We start from the raw sequence: 26244 nt of genomic DNA, 5'->3' as shown, positions 1-26244 counted from the left end.
CCGCCGGGGCCACGGATCGCCACGCGCCAGCCGACGTCCAGCACCGGGAAGGATGAGCAGGTGCCAGCGGATGCCTCACACGTGCCTGGACAACGGGACACCTCCCTGGACAGGTCAGCCGTCTTCGCCCAGCACGTGGAGCCGGAGATCCCGGTGCTGCTGAGGGTGGCTCGGACGGTGACGGGCTCGACGGTGGACGCCGAAGACCTCGTGCAGGAGACGCTGGTGCGCGCCTACAGAGCAGTCGACCGCTTCGACGGGAGACACCCGCGGGCCTGGCTGCTCACGATCCTGCGCCACACCCACCTCAACATGCACCGCAGGCGCCGGCCCGACGTCGTGGAGGACGTCAGGGAGCTCGACGGGGCTCGCCCGGCGTTCGGGGCAGTCAGCCCCGACAGCGCCGAGGATGACGTCCTGGCCATGGTCTTGGAAGAGGAGCTGGAGGTGGCGGTGGCCTCACTGGACCCGCGCTTTCGGCAGGTGCTGCTGCTGGTGGACGTCGACCAGCTCAGCTACACCGAGGCCGCGCAGGTCATCGGCGTCCCGGTCGGCACGGTCATGTCCCGGCTCAGCCGAGCCCGGGCACGGCTGCGCCACCAGCTGCGCCCGACGCTGGACCGCTCGAGGAGCACGCCGTGATCTCAGCCGTACGCACCATGCTGACCTGCCACTGGTCCGCCCGCCGCCTGCAGCGCTATCTGGATGCAGATCCCGCAGCGCCGTTGCCGGCGCCGCAGGCGCGACGCCTGGAGCAGCACCTGGCTGTGTGCCGCCGCTGCCAGCAGGCCGCTCAGGAGAGCCGCCTGGTGAAGCGCGCGCTGCGCGGGTGGTCCGAGCGCCAGGCGCCAGACCCCGCCGTCGTACGACGGATGGCCGCCCTTCTCGAACGCCTGACCCAGGAGGAGCACCGGTGACCCCCACCACGACGTCCACGACAGCCACCCCCGCTGACCCTGCACAGGCGCCCTCGACCCCACCTTCGTCAACGACCTCGACCACACCGGCCACCGCAGCCACCACGGCCACCGCCGATGGGCAGGACCCGTGGGACCTGCTCGTGGTCGGTGGCGGCACCGCAGGCCTGGTCGCCGCCAAGACCGCTGCCCGCTTCGGAGCACGGGTGGTGCTCGTGGAGCGCCACCGCACGGGCGGGGACTGCCTGTGGACCGGCTGCGTGCCCTCGAAGTCGCTGGTCGCGGCCGCGGCCCGCGCCGCGGAGGTGGACCGCCACGAGCACCTCGGGGTGGCCGGGGCCGCGGCTGAGGTCGACCTGCCCCGCCTGGCCCAGCACTGGCGCAGCGCCATCGAGACGATCGAGCCGCAGGACTCCCCCGACTCCATCCGTGAGACCGGCGCCCAGGTGATGGCCGGGCGGGCGGTGTTCACAGGTGAGCGGACCGCCTCGGTGGACGGACGAGCCCTGACCTTCCGCCAGGCGCTGATCGCGACCGGGTCAGCCCCCACCGTCCCTGACCTGCCTGGCCTTGCCAGCGCCGGCGCGTTGACCAGTGAGGACCTGTGGTCGCACCTGGAGGCGATGCCGAAGCTGCCACGGCGTCTGGTGGTGCTGGGTGGCGGCCCCATCGGCTGCGAGCTCGGGCAGGCCCTGGCTCGCCTGGGCGTGCAGGTCACCCTGCTCCACTCCGGTGAGCACCTCCTGGCACGCGAGGACCCCGACGCCTCGGCCGTGGTCCGCGCCGCGCTGGAACGCGACGGCGTCCACGTCCGCACCCAGACCCGTGCCAGCGCCGTCGAGCCCAGCGGCGACGGCAGCGGAGGCGTGGTCCTGGATGACGGGACCCGTCTGCCCTATGACCGGTTGCTGGTGGCCCTGGGGCGTTCTGCGCGCACCGCTGGCCTGGGGCTGCAGCACGCCGCGGTGGACCTCGACGAGCGCGGGCACGTGCGCGTCGATGGGCACCTGCGCACCAGCAACCCTCGTGTCTGGGCCGCTGGTGACGTCACCGGGCACCCGCCGTTCACCCACCTGGCCGGTGTGCACGGTTCGCTGGCAGCGACGAACGCCGTGCTGGGCCTGCGCCGACGCACCGACGGCATCGTGCCTCGGGTCACCTTCACCGACCCCGAGGTCGCCGCGGTCGGGGTCCCCAGCGGTCCGCACCTGCCGGAGGGCCTGCGCACGGTCACGGTCGAGCACGCTCACCTCGACCGTGCCGTCACCGAGGACCGCCGCGAGGGCTTCACCCGGTTGGTGCTCGACCGCAGGTCCCGCATCGTCGGCGCGACGATCGTCGGGCCCAGGGCCGGGGAGAGCCTGGGGGAGGTGGTGCTGGCGCTGAGCCAGGGCCTGCGCACGCGTGACCTCGCAGCTGCCACCCACGCCTATCCGACCTTCAGCGACGGCGTCTGGAACGCCGCGGTGAGTGATGTCAGGCAGTCCCTGGGCGAGGGGCCCCTGGCACGTGCCACCCGGCTGCTGCTGGCGGCGCGGCGACGGTGGCTGGACTCCCCCCTGGCGGGCTGAGAGCCGAGACCTCAGACCCGCTCGGCGACGTCCGGCAGCGCGGGAGTGCCATCGGCCGCGGCCGGCACCACCCAGCGCTGGTCGACCGGCAGCACCAGGCCCACCTGCTGTCGAAGACGCGGGTGCTGTCCTGGTGGGAGCTCGGCGTGCAGCGGTCCGGCAGCGGTGGCCACCTCCACCAGTGCACGCGCCCCGCGGGACCTGATGCCCGTGACGCTGCCGAAGGCGTCGGCGGTGGGGTCGTCGAGCGCCACCAGCCGCACCGCCTCCTGGCGCACCAGCAGCACGGCAGCACCGGCTGAGACAGCTCTGGTAGCGCCCGTTGGGAGAGCGAGCTGGCCGAGCTCGGAGACGTGGGCGCCGCGGTCCACGTGACCGCTGACCTCGTTCAGCCCTCCCAGGAAGCGGCTGACCGCCAGCGTCGCGGGCCTGGTGTGCAGCTCCTGGATGGGCCCGTGCTGGGCCAGGCGCCCCTCCAGCAGCACCGCGACGGTGTCAGCCACGGCAGCCGCTTCGTGCCTGTCGTGGGTGACCAGCAGCAGCGTCGTCTCGACGGTGGCGCGCAGCTCGCTGAGCAGCTCATGCATCTCCGAGCGCACCGAGGGGTCCAGGGCGCTGAACGCCTCGTCCAGCAGCATCACCTGCGGCCGGGCCGCCAGGCTGCGCGCCAGAGCGACTCTCTGCTCCTGGCCACCGCTCAGGGAGCGCGGCCGGCGCCGCAGGAGCTCACCGGCACCCACCAGGTCCAAGAACCGCTCAGCATCCGTGCGGGCCCGGCGCCGGGGCGCGCCGGCGACCTGCAGGGGGAAGGCGACGTTGTCACGCACGTCCAGGTGGGGGAACAGGCGCGGCCGCTGGAAGACCATGGCCATCCGCCGCTGCTCAGGGGCCACCCGGGTCAGGTCACGACCATCGAGGACCACCCGCCCAGCATCAGGGGTGTCCAGTCCCGCGACCAGGCGCAACGTGGTGCTCTTGCCGCTGCCGGAGGGCCCCAGCAGTGCCACGGACCCCGTGGCGGGCACGTCCAGGTCGAGACCGTCCAGCACGGGAGCCTGCCCGCCGGGGAAGGCGCGGCGCAGTCCCTCCAGACGCAGGTGCCCTCGCACCGGTCCACACGCCGCGCTCACCGCTCACCCCCTCGCCCACGGGCGAGCAGCCCGGTCATGACCAGCAGGACCAGCGGCGGCGCGACAGCGGCCAGTGACGCAGCAGCCACGGCGGCGTCGTTGCCGCTGGCGGCGGACAAGGAAGCCACCAGCAGCGGGAGGGTGACCAGCTGGCCACCACCCACCACCAGGGTCACCACGTAGTCGCTCCACCCCACCAGGAACGCCAGGAACGCGGCGGCGGCCAGCGCCGGAGCGATCAGCGGCAGGTGCACCCGCCACAGCACCTGGCCGGGGCCGGCCCCCAGGCTTCGGGCGGCGTCCTCATAGCCGCGGTCGTACCCGGCGTAGGCCGAGCGCATGACCCAGGTCGTGTAGGGCAGGGCGGCCACCACGAGCACCACCACCAACGCCGCGGTGGCGGGCAGGCCCACCCGCAGCGCCACGATGTTCAGCCCCATCACCACGGCGAAGGGTGGCACGGCCACCGGGGCGATCAGCACGCCCTCGACCAGACGGGCCAGCGGCACCTGACGCCCGGCCAGGGCACGACCGGCCAGGGCCCCCGCGGGGGTGGCCAGCAGCGCCACCCCCAGAGCCAGCACCGTCGAGCGTCCCGCGGCGGGCAGGGCCCCCTGGGCCAGGACCTCTCGCCACCCCGCCAGCCCCCAGGTGGTGGGCAGCACCTCCGGGAAGGGCCAGCGAGCAGCCACCGCCCACAGCGCCAGAGCCAGCAGCGGGACCACCAGCGCGATCGCGGCCGCAGCGGTGGCCGAGTCCCGCAGGACCCGGCGACCGGTCGGCTCGACCCGCGTGCCGGCGGGCGCGCTCACACCAGGTCCCCGGAGCGCACTGCGGCGCTGCGGCGCAGCAGCGCCGCGGTCACCACGAGCGCGGTGACCGACAGGGCCGTGGTCATCAGCGCGACCGCCATCGCCTCCTGGCGGCTCGCCAGGTCGACGTCGCTGTACAGCCGGTAGGCCAGCACCGGCAAGGGCTCGGGGTAGGTGCGCCCCAGCAGCCACGCCACTTCGTAGGAACCCACCACGTAGGCGAACACGATGCCCCCGGCCGCAGTCGCGGCGGGAGCGGCCAGCGGCAGGAAGACCCGCCGCAGCCGCTGCCAGGGTCCAGCACCCAGAACTGCCGCAGCCTCGTCCAGCTCCCGCTCGTGGACAGCGACCGCGGCCAGCACCACGAGCGCGACGAAGGCCGACTCCTTCCAGGCGTACTCCGCCACCACTGCCACCCACCACGGTCCTGCGACCAGGGGCGGGAAGGAGTCCGGCCCGAGGCCCAGGACCCTGGCCAGCAAGCCCGAGTCGGCCAGCAGCAGTCCCACCGCGGCAGCGCCGATGAGGTGGGGTACCGGCACCGTCGCTGCTGCCGCCAGGTGCAGCAGGCGTCCGCCGGCGCGCGTGGTGCGCACCAGCAGTGCCACGCCCACCCCGATGACCACCGCCAGCACCGTGCTGGCCGTGGCCACGCCCAGGGAGATGACCAGTCCGTCTCGCAAGGCACGATCCCCGGCCAGCATCCGGTACGTCGCCGTCGTCGCCTCCGGCGCCCCGACCAGGGGCATCAGCCCGGTGCTCTGCAGCAGGGCCACGCCGGTGCCGGCCCCCAGGACCGCCACCGTGGGGACCACCGCGGGCAGCACCAGCAGCCCGGCCCGCCCGCGGGAGCGGGTGCGGCTCATCGCCCGGGCAGGACCGTGGTGCGCCACCCGTCCTCCAGCGGGGCGACCCACCCGGCACCCAGCTCCGGCAGCGCCCCCCGGGAGAGCTCGGCGAAGGATGGCACCACCTGGGAGGTCGGCAGGGCGGCGAAGTCCTGGCGGACCTGTTCGGGCAGCCGGTCCTGGTCCAGGACGGTGTACTGGCCCCACACCTCTGGGCGTGCCTTGGCCAGCTGCTGCTGTGGCGACAGCGCCAGGTCGGCGACCACCTGGGCGGCGGCCCGGTCACCGGCGTTGACCGGGACCGCCAGGAAGCTGGCGTTGCCGAGGGTGCCCCCTTCGAGGCCCAGGACTCGGGTCGATGCGGGGAAGACGCCCCGCGCGACGGCGTCCTCCAGGGTGGCCGGGCCGTAGGTCATGGTGATGTCGACCTGGTCGGAGGCGTACAGGTCCTCCAGCTGGGCCAGGTCACGCGGGTAGGTCTGGCCAGAGCGCCACAGACTGGGCGCCACGTCGAGCAGCTGCTGGTACAGCGCGGGGGTGAGCTCGTTGAAGGCGGCCTCGTCGTAGTCGGCCGGAACCTCGCCCTGGCCCCCGGCGCTGGCGTACAGCGCCTGCCGCAGGAAGGCCGAGCCGGTGAAGTCGGGGGGCGCGGGGTAGGTGAACCTGCCCGGGTGCTGCCTGGCCCAGGCGAACAGCTCCTCCACCGACCTGGGCGGGTCGGTCACATCAGCGGAGTCGTAGGCCAGGACGAACTGGGCCTTGTGCCACGGCGCCTCACATCCCTGGACCGGTGTTCCGAAGTCGCTGCTCAGCAGCGGGTCGGCTGGGTCGGTGTAGCGCATGTTCGGCAGCTGGCTGGTCCACCCGCACAGCCAGGCACCGGCCTGCTGGCCGCTGCGGAAGTTCTCCCCGTTGACCCAGACCAGGTCCACGCTCCCGCTGTCGCGGCGCCCGGCCTGCAGCTCGGACAGCACGCGGTTGAGCGCGTCGGCGGTGTCGGCCACAGGCACCCGGCGCAGGGTGACCCCGAGCTCGGCCGCCGCCGGGGCGAGGACCTCATCGACGTAGGTGTTGCCCTTCTGGTCCCCGCCGTACATCCACAGGTCGACCGTCTGGCCTCGGGCCTCCTCCATCACCTGCTCCCAGCTCTGAGCTCCACCGCCGCCGCTCGCTGACTCCTGCGGCTGCGGGCCGGGTTCGGCTCCGGCGCAGGCCGCCAGCAAGCCGGCGCACGCAAGGACCAGCGCCGTGACACGCACCTTCCTCGACCTGAGCGCTCGCCGTGGGACCTGGTGGGCGGTGGGCACTGCGCTGGCCTCCTGGAAGATGGCGCCGTCACACCGGGCGGCGTGATCAGCTGTGGTGGTGTGGGAACACAACAGCACCGCCACGGCCTTCCCGCACTGGCGCTGGTCGACCCGGCCCACGCCGACCACCATCGAAGGAGCCGCCGTGCCGGCAGCACCCACTCCGGGTCCGGTCCGGTCTGCGTGGCGGACATGGGCTCGCCCTCTGCTGCTGGTCGCCCTGGTGGCCGCCGCGGCCGTGATCGCCTCGCGCCTGCCCCTGCCCGGCTCGAGCCCTGGCGCTGGCCCCGGCTCGAACAGTGCGCTGGTCTCCGGCCCATGGGCTCCGCTGCTGTTCGGGGCTGTCTACGCCGCAGCGACCCTCGCGCCGCTGCCGAAGAGCCTGATGTCCGCTGCAGCAGGGGCGGTCTTCGGGTTGCCGCTGGGTGCCGCCGTCGTCTGGGCGGCGGCCGTGGTCGGGGCGGGGATGGCTTTCTGGTTGGCTCGCCTGCTGGGGCGCGATGCCGCTACCCGGCTGACACGCGGGCACCTGGCGCGCGTTGACGACCTCGTGCAGCGCCACGGCCTGTTCGCCGTGCTGGGGTTGCGCCTGGTCCCGGTGGTGCCGTTCACCGCGGTGAACTACGCCAGCGGGTTCACCGCCGTGCGCTTCGGCAGCTACCTGCTCGCCACCGCGGTGGGCATCCTTCCCGGCACCCTGGCCTTCGTGGCCCTGGGCGCCTACGGCACCGATCCCACATCGCTGCCGTTCCTGACGGCCACCGCCGTCCTGGTCGTGTTGACCCTGGTCGCCGCTGTGGCGGCCCGACGGCGCCACCGAAGGCCGAAGGACCTGTCAGCGACGCGTCCCAGTTCTCCAACTGCTCGACAGGCGAAGTCCACCAACGGCCGGGACGGCACCTGATGCTCGACAGCACCGCCCGCCGACTGCTGCAGGGCCCGCTGGGCCGCGCTGCCGGTGTCCTGGACCGGCCGCACGTCACACCCGACCGGCTGACCATCGCCGGTCTGGCCCTGGGGCTGGTCGGCGCCGGCGCGGCCGCGGGCGGGCTGTGGGCACCCGCGTTGGCGCTGTGGCTGCTGTCCCGTGCCGCAGACGGGCTGGACGGTCCCCTCGCCCGGCGGCGCCGCACGGCCCTCCACAGCGAAAACGCCGCACAGCGAGGTGTTCCCCCCAGCGAGGCCGGCGGCTTCTTGGACATCGCCGCGGACTTCACCGTCTACGGCGCCTTCGTCGTGGGCGTGGGAGTGGGCGTCAGCACCGAAGGGGCCTCACTGCTGCCGTTCCTGCTGGTCATGCTGACCTACTACGTCAACGGCTCGACGTTCCTGGCCTTCTCCTCCATCGCCGAACGAACCGGCCACCACATCGACGACGGGCGGTCGCTGTCCTTCCTGGGCGGCTTGGCCGAAGGCACCGAGACCGTGCTCGTGCACACCGCCTGGTGCCTGGTGCCCTTCTGGGCGGAGCAGATCGCCTGGGCCTGGGCCGCGGTGGTGGCCCTCAGCGCCACCCAGCGGATCATCACGGGCTACCGCCTCCTGCGCAGGCCAGCAGCAAGTGGTCGCCCGTGACCACCGTCCTGCTGGTGGGCGCCGGCCACAGCCACCTGCACCTCCTGCGCCGCGCAGCAGTGCTGCGTGCGGCGGGCTACCGAGTGCACCTGCTGGCGCCCCGCTACTTCCACTACAGCGGCATGGCATCGGCCACAGCCGCAGGGGCCCTGCCCGCCGGAGCTGGACGCATCGACGTGGCTGCCCTGGCCACCTCCCACGGGGTGCAGCTGCACGAGGGGACCATGGTCGGCCTGGATTTTCAGGGCAGGCTCGCCATGACCTCCGAAGGGGCGCAGCTTCCCTACGACGTGCTGTGCATGGCCATCGGCAGCGTCGTGGCGCTCCCCGGGATCGACGTCGACGCTGGCGTGCTCAAGGTCAAGCCCTTGACGGAGCTGAGCGACCTCGATGCCCGCCTGCGCGCCTCACCCAGCGCCATCGACGGGTCCGGCGCCAGCGTCACCGTCCTTGGAGGCGGCTCGACGGGGTTGGAGCTGGCGGCGCACCTGTCAGTGCGGCCCGACGTGGCCCGGGTCCGGTTGCTGCAAGCCGGGCCCACCATCGGCGCTGACCTGCCGGACGGGGCGCGTCGGCGGCTGGCGGCGCTGCTGGAGAGGCGCGGTGTCGACGTGCGCACCAGCTGTCAGGTCACACGCGTGAGCGCAGCCGAGGTCGCATACCTCGACGGGAGCACGAGTCAGCACGACGTCGCTCTGGTGGCGACCGGGCTGGCAGCACCGCCGCTGCTCAACCGGCTGGGTCTGGGTGACGAGCGCGGCATACCGGTGCGGGCGACGCTCCAGCACGTTCATCATGAGGAGGTCTACGCCACCGGCGACTGCGCGCACTTCCTGCCCCAGCCGCTGCCACGCATCGGCGTGCACGGCGTGCGGCAGGGGCCCGTCCTACTCAAAAGCCTCCTGGCCCGCCGGCGCGGTCAGCCGCTTCCGCAGTACCGGCCCCAGCACCGCGCGCTGGCGGTCCTCGACCTCGGCGCGGGTGTCGGAATGGCCGTGCGCGGCCGCTGGTGGTGGTACGGCCGCGCGCCGTTGCACCTCAAGCGGCGCATCGATGAGAGGTGGCTGCGCTCCTACCGACAGAGGTGATCAGCGATGTGAGGTCGCCCGCGGATGCGGCACATGAGTCCCGATGTCATCAACGTGCCGAAGATGCGCTCCCCGAACACTCACCGCACGATCGTTCGCTGTGGCACCTGCATGGCTGACCGTCCTGTCGTGGGCGGCGCTGACCGTGGCATTCCTCTGCGCGGCGTGGATCGTCTACGACGCCCGGGTGGCGGGCTGGCGCCAGCGGATGGCGGTGATGGAGTGGGTGTGGCCGGTCACAGCACTGTACGCCGGGCCGCTGGCGGTGTGGGCCTACCTCCGCTGGGGGCGCGCCTCCACCGCTCGGGCCGCGGAGGCGAACGGCGGGAAGATGCCCGGCAAGCCGTTCTGGGCCTCGGTGGCCGTCGGGGTGACCCACTGCGGAGCCGGGTGCACCCTCGGGGACATCATCGCCGAGACCGGTGTCTTCCTGCTGGGCTGGGAGCTGTTCGGGGAGCACCTGTACGCGGAGTTCTTCTGGAGCTACGTGCTCGCCCTGGCCCTGGGGGTGGTCTTCCAGTACTTCGCCATCGCCCCGATGCGGGACCTCGGGGTGGCCGAGGGCCTGTGGGAGGCGCTCAAGGCGGACGTGCTGAGCCTGACGGCCTTCGAGGTGGGCCTGTTCGGGTGGATGGCCGTGATGCGATTCGCGCTCTTCCCCGCCGACCCGCTGCGCCCGGACAGCGCCGCGTTCTGGTTCCTCATGGCGGTGGGGATGTGCATCGGCTACCTGACGAGCTACCCGATGAACTGGTGGCTGATCCGCAGGGGCGTCAAAGAGGCGATGTGAGGCGCAGGGCCACGACAGCTGGTGGGGCGGCATCTGCGCTGACGATGTCCCGAGCAGCGCCTCGGGCTAGGACCGCTTGTCCCACGCCGCAGCCGCCCTATGAGCATCAGGAAGTGATACCCCTGGACGTCTCACACGGGACCGCTCACCGAACAGCCGTCGGCCCGACGCCGACCACCTCGTCACACCGAGTGCTCAAGTCTCATATGCCCTGTGCGGTGGTCCGTCTCGCTCAGCCCCCGCCCTGCGAAGATCGTCACCGCTGCACCGGCGGACGAGCGTTCGTGCTTCGGCGCGGGCCTTCGCGCTCCGTCTCTTGACGGTGCGAGGCAGCTGGTGGGTGTGGTGTCGAACGGCGATCGCGGCCAAGACGCCATCTGCACGGCTCTCCGGCGCAGGACGGTGCGGTCGCGCGCAGCGGCTGGGGGAGTCGGCGGGCCTGGGCCCCGGTGCTCGAGGGAGGAGCCCCGTCGGTGCCGGGCTACGCCGGCGGGGGACCGGCCGCGTCGGCGCCGAGGGCCCAGAAGGCGACGGCGCTGGCGGCGGCGACGTTGAGGGAGTCCACCCCGCCGTGCATGGGGATGCGCACCACGGTGTCGGCGGCGGCGACGCTGGCGGGGGTCAGGCCCGCGCCCTCGGTGCCGAGCAGGAGGGCGAGCCTGTCGGGGCGGTGCGCGGCGAAGTCCTGCAGGGCCACGGAGTCGTCGGACAGGGCGAGCGCTGCGACGTGGAAGCCGGCCGCCGTGAGCGCCTCGATGCCGGCCGGCCAGGGGTCGATGCGGGTCCACGGCACCTGGAAGACGGTGCCCATGCTGACGCGCACGCTGCGGCGGTAGAGGGGGTCGGCGCAGCGCGGCGTCACGAGCACGGCGTCCACGCCGAGCCCGGCCGCTGACCTGAACACGGCGCCGACGTTGGTGTGGTCGACGACGTCCTCCAGGACGACGACGGTCCGCGCGCCGCGCAGCAGGTCCGCCACGGGCGCGGGCGCCGGGCGGTGCATGGAGGCGATGGCGCCCCGGTGGACGTGGAAGCCGGTGATGGCCTCGAGCACGGGCTCCTCGGCCACGAACACCTCGGCGTCGGCGTCCTCGCAGGCGCTGAGGACGTCGGTGAGGTCCGGCAGCCAGCGCGGCGCGGTCAGCAGGGAGCGCGGCCGGTGCCCGGCGTGCAGCGCGCGCCGGATGACCTGGCTGGACTCGGCGATGAACAGGCCCTCGGCGGGCTCGCGGACGCGGCGCAGGGCCACGTCCGTGAGGCCGGTGTAGTCGACCAGGCGCGGGTCGTCGGGGCTGTCGAGGTGGATCACGGCTGCTCCGCAGGTGTCGGTCGTGTCGCGCGATGGCCCGGGACCGTCCGGGGCGCGGGGGCCTGGAGACGCTACCCAGGCCCCCGCGAGGTGCCGTCAGGCCCCGGCGCGCGGGTCGGCCAGCACGTCCCGCCAGGAGTGCTGCGGCGCGTAGCCGAGCAGCTCACGGGCCTTGTCGATGCTGTAGAAGGTCTCGTCGCGGCCCATCTCGCGGCGCACCTCCACGCCGCTGTAGAACCGCTCGATGACCTCCTGCGTGGTCGCGGCCACCGACATGTCCGCGTTGGCCACGTTGAACACCTGGAAGCCGAGCCCGTCGGTCTCCAGCGCGCGCAGCGTCATCTGGCCCAGGTCGCGGGTGTCGATGTAGGCGAAGACGTTGCGGCGCCGCAGCGAGGGGTCGGCCAGGAAGGCCGGGAACTTCTCGGCGTACTCGTGCGGCTCGATGACGTTGTTGATCCGCAGGCCGTACACGTCGGCGCCGGAGCGGGCCTGGAAGGAGCGCGACACCACCTCCCCGGCCACCTTGGACATCGCGTAGGAGTCCTCCGGGACCACCGGGTGCTCCTCGTCCACCGGCACGTACAGCGGCTTGCGCTCGCCCTGGGCGAAGCAGATGCCGTACGTGGTCTCCGAGGAGGCGAACACCACCTTGCGGATGCCGAGCCGGGTGGCCGCCTCGAGCACGTTGTAGTGGGCGGTGGTGTTGGTGGCGAACGTGGTGGCGTCCGGCGCGATGAACTCGCTGGGGATGGCGGCGTAGTGGACGACGGCGTCGTAGGCCGAGGCGGTGCCCGTCGACCGGGCCGGGCCGTCCAGGTCGGCGCCGGAGGGGGTGCCCGCCATCGCCGAGTACACCTGGCCGGCGTCGGTGAGGTCCACCCGCAGGTCCGTGACGTCCGCGTGGCGCAGCGCGGTGAGGTCGGCGTTGGTGACGTGGTGTCCCTGCGAGGCGAGGAAGGGCGCCACGTGGTGTCCGGCCTTGCCGCTGCCGCCGGTGAAGAAGATGCGCATCCGGCGAGCCAACCACCGCGCTCCCGTCGGCGCCTCGCGAGCGGCTACCGCGCCGGGCGGACGGCGACCGGTACCCTGAGCACCGGCGTGCGGACTCGGTCCGGCGAGAGCTGGCGGCCCGCACCCCTTCCGTTGATCGTCCGGCCGCGTCGTGCCGGAGTGGTCGCCCTCCGGGGCGGTCCGGGCTGGAAACCCCGCCGACGGCACCCTCGATCTTCGAAGGAGCGCCGCTGTGCCCACCTCCACCGACCCCCGGGTCGCACCGCCCTCGGGGCCTGTCCCCGCAGCCCCCCGCCCGGACGGCTCCGGCCGCCGCGCGACGTGGGTGCTGGTCATCACCTCCGTCACCCAGCTGCTCGTGGTCCTCGACGGCACGATCGTCGGGGTGGCGCTGCCGCACGCCCAGGCCGACCTGGGCCTGTCGGACTCCGCGCGCCAGTGGGTGGTGACGGCGTACGCCCTCGCGTTCGGCGCGCTGCTGCTGCTCGGCGGGCGCGTCGCCGACTTCGCCGGGCGCAAGCGCACCTTCCTCGCGGGGCTCGTCGGGTTCGGCGCCGCCTCCGTGTGGGGAGGCCTCGCCGGCACCGGCGCCGAGCTGGTGCTCGCCCGCGCCGGGCAGGGCGTGTTCGCCGCTCTCATGGCGCCCGCTGCCCTGGCCATCCTCACCACCACGTTCCCCGGCGGCCCCGAGCGCACCCGCGCGTTCGCCGTCTTCGGCGCCGTCTCGGGGGCGGGCGCCGCGGTGGGCCTGCTCGGCGGCGGCGTGCTCACCGACCTGCTGTCCTGGCGGTGGTGCCTGCTGGTGAACGTGCCGTTCGTCCTCGCCGGGGTGGTCGCCGGGGCGCTGCTGCTCCAGGAGAGCCGCGCCGCCGGTGAACGCCGGTACGACGTGCCCGGCGCCGTCGCGGTGACCGCCGGGTTCGGGCTGCTCGTCTACGGGCTGACGGCGTTCGAGGACGCCTCGCGCACCGCCCTCGCCGTGGTCCTGGTGGCCGCCGGGGCGCTGCTGCTGGCGCTGTTCGTGCTGGTCGAGCACCGCAGCGCCCACCCCCTGCTGCCGCTGCGCGTGGTCACCGACCGCGTGCGCGCCGGCGCCCTGGCCGTCCAGGCCCTCGTGGGCGCGGTGATGGTGGGCGCGATGCTCTACCTCACCTTCCACCTGCAGGTGGTGCTGCAGCTCAGCCCGCTGCTGTCGGGCCTGGGCACCCTGCCCATCACCCTCGCCATCTCCGCGACCGTCCCGCAGGCGGCCCGCATGCTCGACCGGCTCGGTCCGCGCCGCCAGCTCGTGGTGGGACCGCTGGTGGGCGCGCTCGGCGTCGGGCTGCTCACCCAGGTCAGCGTGGGCGGCAGCTACTGGACGCAGGTGCTGCCCGGCCTGCTCGTCTTCGGCGTGGGCATGGGCCTGACGCTGGTGCCGCTGCAGAACGTGGCCCTGCTCGGCGTGGACGCCCGCGACTCCGGCGCAGCCTCGGCGGCCGTCACCGCGGCCAACCAGCTCGGCGGCTCGGTGGGCCTGGCCGTGCTCACCACGGCGTACGTGGCGGTGGCCGGGACCACCGGCGCCCCGGAGCGCCTCGTGGACGGCTACGCCGTGGTCTTCTGGGGCGGCGCCGCCCTGCTCGTGCTCGCGGCGGTCGCAGCCGCCGTGGCCGTGCCGCGAGGCACGCGCGTCTCCGGCGCCTCGGACGCTGGCGTCCCCGCCGTCCACGTCTGAGACCGGGGCGCGGTGCGCACCTCACGCCCGCGCGCGCTCGCGTCGTCGTCCTCCGCGGTGACCGGGGACGACGACGACGCGGGCGGTCGCGGGACGGCTGCCGCGGGCCCCGCGCCCGGCCCCGGAGCCGACGCGGACCCCGGCTGGGCGGACCCACCCCAGGACGCCCACGACCAGCGGCGAGGCGGAGGATGGCGCGGGTGAGCGGACGCGTCGACGGGCTGTTCGTCTACCCGGTCAAAGGGCTCAGCCCGCAGCCGCTGACCTCCGTGCGGCTGGAGCCCGGGCGCGCGTTCCCCGGCGACAGGGTCTTCGCCCTCGCCAGGCCGGACGGCGCCTACGCCCCGGGACTGCAGCGCGGCATCGCCAAGCGCCACTACTACGTGCTGGCCCAGGAGGCCGCGCTCGCGGGGGTGCGCACCCACGTCGACGGCGACACCGGCGTGCTCACCGCGGACGCCGGGGGCGAGAGGCTCACAGCGGACCTCACCACCGAGGCCGGCCGGGCCGACGCCGCGGCGCTGCTCGCCCGCGTCCTGGAGCTGCCCGACGGCGTCGTCCCCGTGGTGGCGCGGGAGGAGGGCCGGCGCTTCACCGACATGGCCCCGGACTCCGACCGCGCCATGGAGTTCGTCTCGATCATCAACCTCGCCTCGGTGGCCGACCTCGGCCGCCGCGCGGGCGTCGAGGTGGACCCGCTGCGCTTCCGCGGCAACGTGCACCTCGCCGGCATCCCGCCGTGGCGGGAGCTGAAGCTCCTCGGCCGGGAGTTCACCCTCGGCGGGGTGCGGCTGCGGGGGACGGCCATCACCGAGCGGTGCGCCGCCACCGAGGTCTCCCCGGGCACCGGTGAGCGGGACCTGCCCGTGCCGCGCCTGCTGGCCGAGCACTGCGGCCACACCTACCTGGGCGTCTACGCCGAGGTGCTGGACGGGGGCACCCTGCAGCTCGGGGACGGGATGCAGCTCGGCGACATCAGCGGCTGACCGACGGCGCCTCGCCGGGTCCGTCGGCCGACCCGCTGAGGTGCAGGTGGTGGCGGATGACCTCCTCGATGACCAGGGTGAGGAACTTCTCCGCGAAGTCCGCGTCCAGCCCCGACTCGGTGGCGAGGGCGCGCAGCCGCGCGATCTGCCGCTCCTCGCGCGCCGGGTCCGCGGCGGGCAGCTCGAGCCGCGCCTTGAGCTCGCCGACGGCCCGGGTGCACCGGAACCGCTCGGCGAGGGTGTGCACGAGCGCCGCGTCGAGGTTGTCGATGCTGCGGCGCAGCTCGGCGAGCTCGGGCGGGACGGGGGAGCTGCTCATCGGGCTGGCCTCGCGCGGGGGAGTCGGTGCGGGGGGGCAGCAGCGCATCCTGCCGCACCCCGCTGCGCCGGCTGCCGGGAGCACGGGTGGTGACTCCTGCGGGGTCGGTTCACCCGGCCGGGCCACCCGCGGCCGCAGAGGCGGGTCAGCCCGGCGGCACGCCCTTGCCCAGCCGCCGCCGCGACCGCGACGGTGCAGCCATCGGGTGTGGATCTTCCACGCCGCTGACGTGCGTGGAGGTCCCTGTGAGCGACTCGGTGTTCCTGGTGCTGGTGGTGCTCGTCTTCCTCGGTCTGGCGGCTCTCTGGGTGGCCGCGCTGGTCCACCGCCACCGCAGCGCCCATCCGCGGGTGCGTCGCGGTGCGGACGGCGTGGAGCGCTGGGTCGTCGACGGAGGCCTGCGACTGGTCGGTGGTGACGCGCCGGGTGTGTCGCGCAGGTGGCGCCACGGTCGCGTGGTGGCGGAGCCCGGCGTGCTGACCCTCCGCCCGTACCTCATGGGCCTCAAGATCGTGCCGGGCACGCGGGTGAGCGTCGCTGTGCAGGGGGTGGACCTCACCGCTGAGGTCGAGGCGGGGCTGAAGGACATGGCCGGGGTGAGGCCGGGATCGCGGATCATCCCCGTGGCGACGACGACGGGGGCCACGCTCCAGCTCGCGCTGCTCAGCTCCCGGACGGACGGGTTCTTCGCCGCGCTGGCCGCCCGCCCTGCGCCCGCCGCCTGAGCCCGGCCCTCGGGCGGGAGGTGGCGCGCAGGTGCGTGGTCGTGCGGGAGTTGTGGAGGTCTGCGGGAACTCGGCCGCCGGGGCGGGGGTGTCCGTAGCGTCGGCCGGGTGAGCGACGACGCCAGGGCCTCGCGGAGCCGGAACGCGCTGCTGGTGGCGCTCGGCGTCGACAACCTCGGGTCCGGGCTGGTGCTGCCGCTCGTGCTCGTCTACGTGACGGGTGTCGTCGGGGTGCCGCTCGGCAGGGCCGGCCTGCTCCTCACGCTCGGCACGCTCGTGGGCCTGCTGGCGCCGCCGCTGGCCGGAGGCCTGGTGGACCGGGTGGGGCCGAAGGCCGTCGTCGTCGTGAGCCAGGCGCTGCAGGCGGCGGGCGTGCTGGTGTACCTGCTGGCCGACCGCTGGCTGACGGCCACCACGGGGGTGCTGGTGGCCGCCGCGCTGGTCGCGGCGGGGACGCAGACCTTCTACTCCTCCGTCTTCGCCCTCATCGCCGACGTCGCGCCGGCCGGGCCGAAGGACCGCGCCTTCGCGGCGGTGGAGGTGGTGAGGTCGACGGCGTTCGGCGCGGGTGCGCTGATCGCGGCGCTGCTCGTCTCGCTGGTGGACCCCGCGGTGCTGAGGGTGGTGCTGGCCGTGGACGCGGGGTCGTTCGTGGTCTGCGCGGGACTGCTGCTGGCTCTGGTGCACCCGGCCCGCCACCACACCTCCGCGACCGCCTCCACTGCTGGCGCTGACCCCCGACCGGGAGGGGGTCCGGAGGCCGGAGCCGTGTCCGACAGGGCTCCGGCCTCGCGCATCCCTCCCTCGCGCACCCCCGAATCCGTGCTCACCAACCGCCCCTACCTGGCGCTCGTCGCGGTCACCGCCCTGCTGGCGCTCCCCAGCGACTTCCTGCTGGTGGGCATGGCCGTGTACCTGCGCGAGCTGGCCCCCGGGGCCGCGTGGGCGGCGGGGGCCGGCATCACGGCCCTGACCGCGACCTCGCTGCTCACGGTGACCGTGGTCCGGCTCACGGGGCACTGGCGGCGCACCACCTCCATGGCGCTGGGCGGCTGCTGCCTCGTGGCGTGGGCCGCGGTGTGCGCGGTGGCGATCTGGCTGCCCACCAGCTGGGTGGGACCGTGGGTGCTCGCGTCGGTGGTGCTGCTCGCCGGGGGCAGCCTGCTGATCGGCTCCCGCGTCAACGCCCTCGCCGAGGCCGCCGCGCCCCCCGCCACTCGCGGGCGGCACCTGGCCGCGTTCCAGTATGCGTTCACCGCCGCGGGCCTGGCCGCACCGCTGCTGGTCTCGGCGATGGCCGTGGCGCTGTGGCTGCCGTGGCTGCTGCTCGGCGCGGCCGCGCTGGTCGGGGCCGCGGTGGTGCCGCTGGTGGGGCGTCGCCTGCCGGAGCACGCGGTCCACCCGGGAGGGCTCGTCAGGGCCGCGGCGCAGGAGTAGACCGGTCCTCGTGGACGCGTCCTCCTCGGCACCGGTGGTGGCGCTGTCCGCGCTGCGCCGCACCGACGTCACCGTCGCCGGCGGCAAGGCCGCCGCCCTGGGTGAGCTGCTGGCGGCCGGGTTCCCCGTGCCGCCCGGCTTCGTGGTGCTCACCTCGGCGTACGAGGAGTTCGTGGACGGCGCGGGCATCGCGCCGCAGGTCGCGCGCCTGGTGGCGGCCCGCGGTCCCGCCGCCTCCGACGATGTCCGCAGGCTCTTCACCTCCGCCGCGGTGCCGCCGGCGCTGGCCGCGGCGGTGGTCCGCGCGTGGCGCGACCTCGGCGCGCCGCCGGTGGCCGTGCGCTCCTCCGCGACGTCGGAGGACCTCGCGGCCGCCAGCTCCGCCGGCCAGCAGGACACGTTCCTCGACGTCCGCACCGAGGCCGCCCTGCTGGACGCCGTCCGGGCGTGCTGGGCGTCGCTGTGGACCGCCCGCGCCATCGACTACCGCGCCCGCCACGGCCAGGACCGCGGCGACGGGGACGCGCTCGCGCTCGCCGTCGTCGTCCAGCAGATGGCGGACGCGGACGCCGCCGGGGTCCTCTTCACCGCCGACCCGACCACCGGGCAGCGGCAGCGGGCTGTCATCAGCGCCGCGTGGGGCCTGGGGGAGGCCGTGGTGTCCGGGGCGGTGACCACGGACGACGTCGTCGTCGACACCGCCCGGGGCGTGGTGGTGAGCAGGACGACGGCGGACAAGCAGGTCCGCACCCGCGCCGGCGCCACGGCGGACGGCGGTACGCGCGAGGAGCCCGTGCCCGAGCACCTGCGCCGCCGCGCCGTGCTCACCGACGCCGAGGCGCTGGCCCTGGCCGACCTGGGGCAGCGCGTGCAGGAGCACCTCGGCTGCCCGGTGGACGTCGAGTGGGCGCGCGAGACCACCGGCGCGCTGGCGCTGCTGCAGGCGCGGCCCATCACGGCGCTGCCGGAGCCGACGGGTCCGGTGCCCACCGACTGGACCGTGCCGCTGCGCGGCGGCACGTACTGGCGCGCGAGCATCGTGGAGCAGCTGCCCGACCCGCTGACGCCGCTGTTCGCCGACCTCGCCGCCGTCGCCGTGCCGCGGTCGCTGCGGGCGCTGGTCGCCCGCGCCCTCGGCAGCGCCGTCGACGACGACGACATCCGCTTCCCCACGGTCAACGGCTACGCCTACTACTTCTTCAGCAACGGTGCCTTCGCGCGGATGCTCGCCGCGACGCCCCGCGCCACCGCCTGGCTCGTCCGGGAGAGGGACCGCACCGGGGTGCGCGGCTGGCGCGAGCACGCCCACCCCGAGTACGCGGCGCGGGTCGCGGTCTGGCCGGGGCGAGACGAACGCGCGATGAGCCACGCGGAGCTGCTGGGCGCCGCCGCGGAGCTGCTGGAGGCCGGGTGCACCTACTACACGGCCGTGCAGTCGGTGGTGCCCGCGGCGGTGCTGTCGGAGGCGGCGTTCCGCGCCGCCTACGACCGCCTGGCCCGCCGCGACGGCGACCCGCCCTCGCTCGACCTGCTGCTCGGGCTCGACAGCGCCCCGATCCGGGCGGAGCAGTCGCTGTGGGACCTCGCGGAGTGGGCGCACCGCCACCCGGCGACGGCCGTGGCGCTGCGGGCGGGGCGCGTCCCCGACGACCCCACGTGGCACCAGCTGCTCCACGACCACCTGCGCCGGTACGGGCACGCGCTCTACACCCTGGACGTCGCGGTCAGCACGCCGGCCGACCACCCCGAGCCGCTGCTCGCCACGCTGCGCCAGTACGTGGAGGGCCACGGCGACGACCCGCACGAGCGCCAGCAGCGGGCCGCCGAGCGCCGGGAGGCGGCGACCGCGACCGTGCTGGGGCGGCTCGACCCGGTGCGGCGCGCCCTGCTCGTGCGGCTGCTGCGCGCCGCGCAGGACGCCGGGGCAGCCCGGGAGGACGCCCTCGCCGACATCGGCCTGGCGTGGCCGACCATCCGGCGGTTTCTGCGCGAGTCCGGCCGCCGCCTGGCGGCCTCCGGGGTGGTGGACGACGCGGACGACGTCTTCTGGCTGCGCCGCACCGAGCTGGAGGTGGCCGGTGCGGGCGACCGCACGCCGCTGGCCGATCGGGTGGCGCAGCGCCGGGAGGTCTGGCGCGGCCAGCGCCTGGCGAGCCCGCCGCAGCTGCTGCCGCAGCCGCCGGCCCTGGTGCGACGGTCGCTGGTGTGGGCGATGCCCGGCGGCGACGAGGCCCAGACCGGCCCGGTGGTGCGCGGCGTCGGCGCGAGCGGCGGGCGCGTCACCGCGGTCGCGCGCGTCCTGCACGGCCCCGAGGACTCCGCCCGCCTGCAGCCCGGTGACGTGCTCGTGGCGCGGATGACGACGCCGGCGTGGACGTCGCTGTTCGCGATGGCCTCCGCCGTCGTCACCGACGTGGGCGGGCCGCTGTCGCACAGCTCGATCGTGGCCCGCGAGTACGGCATCCCCGCCGTGCTCGGCACGGGCGTGGCCACGCAGCGGCTGACCGACGGGACGCTGGTCACCGTGGACGGCGACGCCGGCACCGTCACCCCGCTGGACTCCGACGGCGGGGACGACGGGGACGACGGGGAGGGCGGGGACGACGACGAGCGCGTCGCTCCTGGTGGGGCCCGCTCCCAGGCCAGGTGGTCCCGGTCGCGCTGGGTGCTGGTCGCGGGCGGCGCGGCGGCGCTCGTCGTCGGTGTCGTCGTGGTGAGGCGCTGGAGGCGCCGCTGATGATGCCCGGGCGTGGCATGCTCGCGCGGCGATCACCGCGGTGAGCAGCGGGCTCCCGCGCGCGGGGTGCAGAGGTCCGAGCTGTGGACGACGAGCAGAGCAGCGACGAGTCGGTGGACGACGCGTCCCTCGACTACGAGCCGACGGTGTTCACCGGTGTCGACTCGGTGTTCATCACGGCGGGTCCGGCGGGGCCCGGCATCAAGCGCTTCGTGGACGAGCTCTCTCTGCGCTGGCCGCGCATGCTCGTCATCATCGGTGACCACGAGGGCATGCCGCTCGACGACGTCGAGGGCGGCGTCCGAGCGTGGCCGACGACCCGCCACCTCCTCCCCGAGACGCACGGCTCGGTCTACCTGCTGCGGGACGAAGAGATGAACGCGTTCACCGACGACAACGCTTACGCGCTCGACGAGCACGGTGAAGGGCCCGTGTACGTCATCTACTCGCCGCTCTCGGCCGCGGACGACCTCCGCGTGACCATCGACGAGACGCGCCGGACCGACTGCTCGTGCGGTCGACACGAGGACGAGCTTTCGTACACGGCGGTCGTGGTTCCGGTCGGGCTGAGCACTATCACCGTGGTCACCGCCGACGACGAGGACCCCTTCGACCAGGAGGTGTTCGCGCGTCTCGTCGCAGCGCTGAACGCCTCCGGGAGGGGCTGACGGCTCAGACCTTCAGCCGCCGTGCAGGCCTCGGGAGCGCAGCTCGTCGACGACGCGGGCGGCGCTGGCGGCGGGCGTCGTCGTCGTGGTGTCGATGGTGAGCACCTCCTCCGCCGGAGGCTGGAAGAGCCGGGTGGCAAGCCGGTGGCGGCGGTAGCCCTCGGGGTCGGAGCCCTTGCGCAGCGCGACCCGGTCGGGGGTGTCGATGCGGCTGACCTGCACGTCGACGTCGCACTCGGTCATCACGGCGAGGAACAGCGAGCCGCGGCGCCGGGCGAGGGAGCGGATGCGCTCGTAGGCCCCGGCGGCAGCGGGCTCGTCCTCGAGGACGTTGGTGACCACGAAGCTCGTGGTCGGTGGTGCCAGGTCCTCGATCGTTCCGAGCACCGCGTCGCGGACGGGGACCACGCGGTCCCAGATCCCTGGTGGCAGAGGGGCGACGCCGTCCCACTGCAGCACCTCGAGCACGGGCCTGTTGATGAGGGCGTTGTCGACGAGCACCCCGCCGAGCTGCGCGGCGACGTGACCGCCGACGGTCCGCTTGCCCGTGCCGGGGTAGCCGAGCATGAAGACGACGGCGGCGTCGGTGCTCACGCGCACCAGGGTGGGCGGTGCGTGGGCCCTGCGCCAGCGGGTTTTCCTCCGTCCCTCCCGCCGGGAGAGGGTGGACGGCGTGAGCGGCCCCCTCCCGACCGCCGAGCGCTCCCTCGCGCCCGACCTCGCCCGCGGGCTGGCGCTGCTGGGCATCGCGCTGGCCAACGCCCCGATCCACCTGACCGGGCTGGCGCTCGGGCCGAGCGGCCGTCCGGTCGAGGCGGGGCTGGCCGACCGCGCGGTGGACGCCGTGGTCGGGACGTTCGTGGACAACCGGGCGTTCCCGGTGTTCACGGCGCTGTTCGCCTTCGGGCTGACCGTGATCGCGCGGCGGGCGCAGACGCGCGGCGCGCCGTGGCCGCAGACCCGCGGGGTGCTGCTGCGCCGGTGCGGGTGGCTGGGGGTGTTCGGGCTGGCGCACGCGCTGCTGCTCTTCGAGGGCGACATCCTGCTGACCTACGGGATGCTCGGGCTGGCGGTGGTGGCCCTCTGGCTGCGGGCGTCGGACCGCGCGCTGCTGTGGTGGGGCGGCGCCGCGCTGCTGGCGTACGCCGCCCTCTCCGCCCTGGACGGCACCTCCGCGCCCGACGCCGCCGGAGGCGTCTTCGGGCTCACGCCGGCGACCTACCTGGGCGGGCTCGGCCTGAGGGCCCTGTCCGCCGTCGGACTGCTGGTGAGCGGGCCGCTGCTCGTCGTCTGCCTGCTGCCGGCAGCGGCCTTGGGGCTGCTTGCGGAGCGCCGCGGCGTGCTGACCCGCCCTGAGGAGCACCTGCCGCTGCTGCGACGCGTGACGGTGGCGGGCCTCGCGGTCAGCGTGCTGGGCGCGCTGCCGCTGGTGGCCGCGTCGCTGCAGCTGGTCGCCTGGCCGGGGTGGGGCGACGTGCTCGCGGGTGCGCTGCACGGCCTCACCGGGCTGGCGGGGGCGATGGCGTTCCTCGCCGGGGTCTCGTGGTTCGCGGCCGTGCGGCGCCCTGCCGGTGCGGTGCCAGGAGCGGTGGTCGGGGCGCTGGTGGCCGTCGGCAGGCGGTCGTTGACCTGCTACCTGCTGCAGAGCGTGGTCATGGCGCCGGTGCTCGCGCCGTGGGGGCTCGGGCTGGGCGACGGGACGGGCACCGCGGTGGTGTCCGCCGTCGCCGTCGTCACCTACCTGCTCACCGCGGCGGTGGCCGTGGGCCTCGAGCGCGCCGGGCGGGCGGGTCCGGCCGAGGTGCTGCTGCGTCGGCTCACCCACGGCCCGCGTCCCGGGTGGACCGCGGGCACGGGGCCCGCCGGTCGACCCGTCGGTCAGGACGCGGGGATGCCCGGGGCCTGAGGACGCGCCCCACCGGCGAGGAACAGCACCGCGCCCACGGGGGTGGCGGCAGAGGAGCACCGCGTGGTGGCCGACGCCGTGGCCAGGGCCGACGCCCCGTCGTGCCTGTGCTGGAAGGGCAGTCCCGCCCCGGCTCCTCTCAGACCACCAGCGAGAGCAGGAGCACGCAGAGCAGCCCCACCACGGAGACGACGCACTCCATGAGCGACCAGGTCTTGAAGGTCTGGCCGACGGTCATGCCGAAGTACTCCTTGACCAGCCAGAAGCCCGCGTCGTTGACGTGGCTGAGGAACAGCGACCCCGCGCCGATGGCGAGCACCACCAGCGCCACCTCCGGTCCGCCGAGCCCGCTGACCAGGGGCACGGCGAGCCCGGAGGCGGTCACCGTGGCCACGGTCGCGGAACCGGTGGCCACGCGGATGACCACGGCGATCAGCCACGCCGCGACCAGGGGGGACAGCGGGGCACCGGCCATCGCGTCACCGACGACCTGTCCGACGCCGGTGTCGACCAGGGTCTGCTTGAAGCCTCCGCCGGCACCGACGATGAGCAGGATGCTCGCCACCGAGACGAAGGAGGCGTCGACGAGGCTCGACAGGCCTGCCCGGCTGCGCCCGCTCCCGCGACCGAGCACCAGCAGGCCCACCAGGGCGCTGATGAGGAGGGCGACCAGCGGGGTCCCCACGAGGTCCGTCGCGCTGCGCAGGGGCGTGCCCGAAGTGCTGGGCACCAGCTCGACCACCGCCCTCAGCAGCATCAGCACCACCGGCAGCAGCACGATCCCGACCGCCACGGCCACGGTCGGCCGGCGTGCGGGGGCGTCGCTCGCCGGCTCCGCGGCCGTGCTGGCGCCGGATGCCGGCTCGGGAGCCGCCAGCGGCACCCAGCGGGCCAGGGGCCGTGCCAGCAGAGGGCCGGACACGAGGACGGTGGGGACGGCGACGAGCAGCCCCAGGCCCAGGGTCAGGCCGACGTCGGCGTGGAGCGCCTCGACGGCGATCAGCGGACCCGGGTGGGGTGGGACGAACCCGTGCAGCACCGACAGGCCCGCCAGCGCGGGGATGCCCAGCAGCAGCACCGGCCGCCGGGTGCGGTGCGCGACGAGCAGCACCACCGGGACGAGCAGCACCACGCCGACCTCGAAGAACAGCGGGATGCCCACGAGGAAGGCGATGAGCGCCATCGCCCACGGCAAGCGCTTCTCGGACGTCCGGGCCAGGACCGCGTCGACGATCGCGTCAGCGCCGCCGCTGTCCACCAGCAGCTTGCCGATGATCGACCCGAGGGCGATGAGCACGCCGACGCTGCCGATGGTGCTGCCCAGCCCGTCGGTGAAGCTGTCGAAAGTCTCGGCCAGGGGGACGCCGGCCACCAGCGCGAGCACCGCCGTCCCCAGCACCAGGGCGAGGAAGGGGTGGAGCTTCAGCCAGGTGATGAGCGTGACGATCGCTGCGATCCCGAGGACCGCGGCGACCACCAGCTGCGTGTGGTCAGCGTGCGTCGAGGTCTGCGCGGTGAGGACGAACGGCACGCGGGCTCCTCGGTGAGCGGGGGACCCGGCCTCCACGGTGATCGGCGGGCGCGGTGAGTCTGGCGAGGCCGGTGCCCACCCGCAACACGGACCCGCCGCGCCACCCCTCCACGAAGGGTCCTGACCCACCAGCCACGACGGTCTCTGACCCGTCGGGGAGCTGCTTCACGACCTCCAGGACCGGGAGGACGACGGACCACGCCGGCACGAGCTGCCGGACGGTGGTGACGACGTGCACCTCGTCGGCGTCCTCGAGGTGCCACGCCACGCTCGAGCCGATCTGGACGTGCTCCCCACAGCACTCCAGCTGCCAGTCCTCGACGTGCACCGGGACGATCACGCCGGTCATCCTCGGTCGGGGACCGCGACGGGTCGAGCCGGTCCAGCGGCGGTGTGCGCAGCTGAGGGGCCGGCCACCCGTTCCCCGCTGCCCACGGCCTGCCGGCGTTTGCGGCGGTGGGCGCGGCCGAGCTGCCGGCGGTGGTCCCGCCGGAGCGCTCGCAGGTTCCTCGCGGCCAGCGCGTCACCGCCACGAGCACCGCGCCGGAACGCCGCTTCCGCCTCCAGCAGCCGGCCCTGGTCGCGCAGCAGGCGAGCGAGGTTGTTCCAGGCGAACAGCTCACCGGCGTCAGCTGCCGCCCGCAGCACCTGCTCGGCCTCGGCGACCTCGCCGCGGTCCTCGTCGAGGAGCAGGGCCAGCTTGATCGAGCAGTCGCTGTGGCCGCCGGCGTGGCCGGAGCGCAGCAGCGACTCCGCCTCGTCGAGCGCACCGCGGTGTCGCAGCACCCACGCCAGGTCCGCGCGGGCGTCACCGTCGACGTCCGCGGCCTGCCGCAGGAGGGTCTCCACCTCACCTCCGGGCTCCACCGCGGTGAGGTCGTGGTCGACGTCGTCGAGCATCCACAGCGCCAGCTCACCAGCAGACCAGGCGTTTCCAGCCGCTGCCGAACCTTCGAGCAGGGCTCGCGCACCGGCGGCGTCTCCCTGGCGGCGCCAGACGTCCGCCAGGCACATGCTCGCTCGCGGGTCGCCAGCCTCGCGGGCGCGCTGGTACGCCGCGGCTGCGGCGTCGGCGTCGTGCAGCTGCCGGAGGGCGTGACCGAGGTTGAGGACCGACTCGGTGACCCCGGCCGCCTCGGCGGCGGCGAAGGCGCGGACGGCGTCCTCAGTGCGTCCGAGCTCCTGCAGGGAGTTGCCGAGCGCGTGCAGCGCGTCCGCGTACCCGAGCTCGGCGGAGCGGGTGAAGACCTCGACGGCGCGCTCGTGCTCACCGGCCTCGGCGAGGTCGTAGCCCTCGCAGTACAGGTCGGAGCCCTCGTCGTCGTCCTCGTCCTGGTCGACGGGGCTGTCGGTGATCACGGCCGGTCATCCTGTCCGGCCGGCGCGGTCCCGTCCACGGGTTTGCGTCAGGCCCCCCAGAAGCGGCCGCGCGCCGAGAAGGCCCAGCTCTCGGGGCCGCGGGGCGACCAGCGGGCCTCCTCGAGCCGCAGCACGGACCGAAGCTCCTCGAGCTCGGTCTGCGCGACGGGGGCGTCTGTGAGCTGCTCGACCCCCAGCTCCAGCAGCCGCGCCTCGGTGAGCTGACCGGTGGCGTGGAGTCCGGTCAGCAGCTCACCGGTGTCCAGCCGCCACAGACCCCACTGGATCCCCACCCGCGAGGCCAGGTGGACGACGACGAGCTGCGCACCGCCCGCTGCCGTGATGCGCCTGGCGGACAGGAGGGTCCACGCAGCCGGGGTGTCGACCACGTCCGAAGGGGGCAGCTCGACCGCGACGCGGCGCAGGCGACGAGCGACCAGGGGGTGCTGCAGCACCACCCGGACCAGCCGAGCTGCGAGGGGTCGCGAACTGCTCCTG

General features: G+C 74.6%; 26 protein-coding genes. 14 read left to right on the top strand and 12 right to left on the bottom strand.

From position 1 onward, the window contains the following. Positions 1 to 81 precede the first annotated feature (81 nt). Genes H7K62_RS17975 through H7K62_RS24245 form a run of 3 tightly spaced genes read left to right on the top strand, consistent with a single transcriptional unit; the run spans position 82 to position 2488 of the window. Positions 82 to 642: an RNA polymerase sigma factor gene (locus tag H7K62_RS17975; RefSeq protein WP_186721070.1), complete on the top strand. Its 561-nt coding sequence runs from the start codon at positions 82 to 84 to the stop codon at positions 640 to 642. Beyond that, positions 639 to 917 carry a zf-HC2 domain-containing protein gene (locus H7K62_RS17970; protein ID WP_186721068.1) on the top strand — a complete coding sequence of 93 codons (279 nt, stop codon included), beginning with the start codon at positions 639 to 641 and terminating at the stop codon, positions 915 to 917. The genes H7K62_RS17975 and H7K62_RS17970 overlap by 4 nt, the downstream gene beginning before the upstream one ends. Then, positions 914 to 2488, top strand: coding sequence for a dihydrolipoyl dehydrogenase family protein (locus H7K62_RS24245; protein WP_222437824.1), 1575 nt, complete (start codon positions 914 to 916; stop codon positions 2486 to 2488). The genes H7K62_RS17970 and H7K62_RS24245 overlap by 4 nt, the downstream gene beginning before the upstream one ends. An 11-nt stretch (positions 2489 to 2499) precedes the next feature. Here H7K62_RS24245 and H7K62_RS17960 read toward each other — a convergent pair whose 3' ends face one another. The 4 genes from H7K62_RS17960 to H7K62_RS17945 are packed head-to-tail and all read right to left on the bottom strand — an operon-like array spanning position 2500 to position 6537. Then, a complete protein-coding gene (locus tag H7K62_RS17960; RefSeq protein ID WP_186721066.1) occupies positions 2500 to 3618 on the bottom strand; it encodes an ABC transporter ATP-binding protein in 1119 nt (372 codons plus the stop codon). Beyond that, on the bottom strand, positions 3615 to 4430 hold the full coding sequence (locus H7K62_RS17955) for an ABC transporter permease (protein WP_222437823.1): 816 nt from the start codon (positions 4428 to 4430) through the stop codon (positions 3615 to 3617). The genes H7K62_RS17960 and H7K62_RS17955 overlap by 4 nt, the downstream gene beginning before the upstream one ends. After that, positions 4427 to 5296, bottom strand: a complete 870-nt coding sequence (locus tag H7K62_RS17950) for an ABC transporter permease subunit (protein WP_186721064.1) — start codon at positions 5294 to 5296, stop codon at positions 4427 to 4429. Before H7K62_RS17950 ends, H7K62_RS17955 begins: the two co-directional genes overlap by 4 nt. Beyond that, positions 5293 to 6537: an ABC transporter substrate-binding protein gene (locus tag H7K62_RS17945; RefSeq protein ID WP_370591841.1), complete on the bottom strand. Its 1245-nt coding sequence runs from the start codon at positions 6535 to 6537 to the stop codon at positions 5293 to 5295. The genes H7K62_RS17950 and H7K62_RS17945 overlap by 4 nt, the downstream gene beginning before the upstream one ends. Before the next feature lie 271 nt (positions 6538 to 6808). Here H7K62_RS17945 and H7K62_RS17940 point away from each other — a divergent pair, with 271 nt between their 5' ends. The 4 genes from H7K62_RS17940 to H7K62_RS17925 all read left to right on the top strand — a co-directional run bounded on the left by H7K62_RS17940 (position 6809) and on the right by H7K62_RS17925 (position 10038). Further along, positions 6809 to 7489: a TVP38/TMEM64 family protein gene (locus tag H7K62_RS17940; protein WP_186721060.1), complete on the top strand. Its 681-nt coding sequence runs from the start codon at positions 6809 to 6811 to the stop codon at positions 7487 to 7489. Next, the gene (locus tag H7K62_RS17935) at positions 7489 to 8160 is read left to right on the top strand and encodes a CDP-alcohol phosphatidyltransferase family protein (RefSeq protein WP_186721058.1); all 672 of its coding nucleotides are present in this window, start codon (positions 7489 to 7491) and stop codon (positions 8158 to 8160) included. The genes H7K62_RS17940 and H7K62_RS17935 overlap by 1 nt, the downstream gene beginning before the upstream one ends. Then, complete coding sequence (locus H7K62_RS17930) at positions 8157 to 9248, top strand: NAD(P)/FAD-dependent oxidoreductase (RefSeq protein WP_186721057.1); 1092 nt, start codon at positions 8157 to 8159, stop codon at positions 9246 to 9248. Before H7K62_RS17935 ends, H7K62_RS17930 begins: the two co-directional genes overlap by 4 nt. Before the next feature lie 100 nt (positions 9249 to 9348). Next, positions 9349 to 10038 (top strand): DUF4396 domain-containing protein, encoded by a 690-nt coding sequence (locus H7K62_RS17925; RefSeq protein WP_186721055.1) that lies wholly within the window; start codon positions 9349 to 9351, stop codon positions 10036 to 10038. Positions 10039 to 10519: 481 nt separating this feature from the next. On the opposite strand, the gene H7K62_RS17920 is transcribed toward H7K62_RS17925, so the two are convergent. Together H7K62_RS17920 and H7K62_RS17915 are read right to left on the bottom strand one after the other, a co-directional pair. After that, complete coding sequence (locus tag H7K62_RS17920; protein ID WP_186721047.1) at positions 10520 to 11347, bottom strand: TrmH family RNA methyltransferase; 828 nt, start codon at positions 11345 to 11347, stop codon at positions 10520 to 10522. A 96-nt stretch (positions 11348 to 11443) separates the two neighbouring features. After that, positions 11444 to 12361 carry an NAD-dependent epimerase/dehydratase family protein gene (locus tag H7K62_RS17915; RefSeq protein ID WP_186721045.1) on the bottom strand — a complete coding sequence of 306 codons (918 nt, stop codon included), beginning with the start codon at positions 12359 to 12361 and terminating at the stop codon, positions 11444 to 11446. Between the two features lie 232 nt (positions 12362 to 12593). Between H7K62_RS17915 and H7K62_RS17910 the strand changes: the two genes are divergently transcribed. Next, positions 12594 to 14078: an MFS transporter gene (locus H7K62_RS17910; protein ID WP_222437821.1), complete on the top strand. Its 1485-nt coding sequence runs from the start codon at positions 12594 to 12596 to the stop codon at positions 14076 to 14078. Between the two features lie 200 nt (positions 14079 to 14278). Beyond that, positions 14279 to 15064, top strand: coding sequence for an MOSC domain-containing protein (locus H7K62_RS17905; RefSeq protein WP_186721043.1), 786 nt, complete (start codon positions 14279 to 14281; stop codon positions 15062 to 15064). Here H7K62_RS17905 and H7K62_RS17900 read toward each other — a convergent pair. After that, positions 15054 to 15383, bottom strand: coding sequence for a chorismate mutase (locus tag H7K62_RS17900; RefSeq protein WP_186721041.1), 330 nt, complete (start codon positions 15381 to 15383; stop codon positions 15054 to 15056). The genes H7K62_RS17905 and H7K62_RS17900 overlap by 11 nt on opposite strands. A gap of 245 nt (positions 15384 to 15628) precedes the next feature. Between H7K62_RS17900 and H7K62_RS17895 the strand changes: the two genes are divergently transcribed. The 4 genes from H7K62_RS17895 (at position 15629) to H7K62_RS17885 (ending at position 20950) form a co-directional block, all read left to right on the top strand. Further along, the gene (locus H7K62_RS17895; protein WP_186721039.1) at positions 15629 to 16108 is read left to right on the top strand and encodes a hypothetical protein; all 480 of its coding nucleotides are present in this window, start codon (positions 15629 to 15631) and stop codon (positions 16106 to 16108) included. Positions 16109 to 16216: 108 nt separating this feature from the next. Then, positions 16217 to 17545 carry an MFS transporter gene (locus tag H7K62_RS21675; RefSeq protein ID WP_222437820.1) on the top strand — a complete coding sequence of 443 codons (1329 nt, stop codon included), beginning with the start codon at positions 16217 to 16219 and terminating at the stop codon, positions 17543 to 17545. Positions 17546 to 17555: 10 nt separating this feature from the next. After that, positions 17556 to 20282, top strand: a complete 2727-nt coding sequence (locus H7K62_RS17890) for a PEP/pyruvate-binding domain-containing protein (protein ID WP_222437819.1) — start codon at positions 17556 to 17558, stop codon at positions 20280 to 20282. Between the two features lie 83 nt (positions 20283 to 20365). Then, complete coding sequence (locus H7K62_RS17885) at positions 20366 to 20950, top strand: hypothetical protein (RefSeq protein ID WP_186721035.1); 585 nt, start codon at positions 20366 to 20368, stop codon at positions 20948 to 20950. Positions 20951 to 20962: 12 nt separating this feature from the next. On the opposite strand, the gene H7K62_RS17880 is transcribed toward H7K62_RS17885, so the two are convergent. Next, on the bottom strand, positions 20963 to 21544 hold the full coding sequence (locus H7K62_RS17880; protein ID WP_186721033.1) for a hypothetical protein: 582 nt from the start codon (positions 21542 to 21544) through the stop codon (positions 20963 to 20965). Between the two features lie 79 nt (positions 21545 to 21623). Here H7K62_RS17880 and H7K62_RS17875 point away from each other — a divergent pair, with 79 nt between their 5' ends. Continuing rightward, complete coding sequence (locus H7K62_RS17875; protein ID WP_222437818.1) at positions 21624 to 22856, top strand: DUF418 domain-containing protein; 1233 nt, start codon at positions 21624 to 21626, stop codon at positions 22854 to 22856. A gap of 139 nt (positions 22857 to 22995) precedes the next feature. Here the strand turns inward: H7K62_RS17875 and H7K62_RS17870 are convergent, their stop codons facing one another. The 4 genes from H7K62_RS17870 to H7K62_RS17860 are packed head-to-tail and all read right to left on the bottom strand — an operon-like array spanning position 22996 to position 26204. Further along, positions 22996 to 24387 carry a GntP family permease gene (locus tag H7K62_RS17870; RefSeq protein WP_186721028.1) on the bottom strand — a complete coding sequence of 464 codons (1392 nt, stop codon included), beginning with the start codon at positions 24385 to 24387 and terminating at the stop codon, positions 22996 to 22998. Continuing rightward, positions 24347 to 24736 (bottom strand): DUF6578 domain-containing protein, encoded by a 390-nt coding sequence (locus H7K62_RS24240; RefSeq protein ID WP_370591840.1) that lies wholly within the window; start codon positions 24734 to 24736, stop codon positions 24347 to 24349. Before H7K62_RS24240 ends, H7K62_RS17870 begins: the two co-directional genes overlap by 41 nt. Continuing rightward, positions 24733 to 25746 (bottom strand): tetratricopeptide repeat protein, encoded by a 1014-nt coding sequence (locus H7K62_RS17865; RefSeq protein WP_186721027.1) that lies wholly within the window; start codon positions 25744 to 25746, stop codon positions 24733 to 24735. Before H7K62_RS17865 ends, H7K62_RS24240 begins: the two co-directional genes overlap by 4 nt. A 47-nt stretch (positions 25747 to 25793) precedes the next feature. Continuing rightward, entirely contained in the window at positions 25794 to 26204 is a 411-nt protein-coding gene (locus tag H7K62_RS17860) for a hypothetical protein (protein ID WP_186721025.1), read from the bottom strand. Positions 26205 to 26244 lie beyond the last annotated feature (40 nt).

The sequence above is a fragment of the Quadrisphaera sp. RL12-1S genome, assembly GCF_014270065.1.
GTDB lineage: Bacteria > Actinomycetota > Actinomycetes > Actinomycetales > Quadrisphaeraceae > Quadrisphaera.
Note: the sequence above shows the minus strand (reverse complement) of the source record. Positions and strands in the feature narration are given on the sequence as shown.

Excerpts from the sequence above, each read along its gene's own strand:
- H7K62_RS24240 (WP_370591840.1), bottom strand. The coding sequence starts at position 24,736 with ATGACCGGCGTGATCGTCCCGGTGCACGTCGAGGACTGGCAGCTGGAG.
- H7K62_RS17935 (WP_186721058.1), top strand. The coding sequence starts at position 7,489 with ATGCTCGACAGCACCGCCCGCCGACTGCTGCAGGGCCCGCTGGGCCGC.
- H7K62_RS17950 (WP_186721064.1), bottom strand. The coding sequence starts at position 5,296 with ATGAGCCGCACCCGCTCCCGCGGGCGGGCCGGGCTGCTGGTGCTGCCC.
- H7K62_RS17915 (WP_186721045.1), bottom strand. The coding sequence starts at position 12,361 with ATGCGCATCTTCTTCACCGGCGGCAGCGGCAAGGCCGGACACCACGTG.
- H7K62_RS17900 (WP_186721041.1), bottom strand. The coding sequence starts at position 15,383 with ATGAGCAGCTCCCCCGTCCCGCCCGAGCTCGCCGAGCTGCGCCGCAGC.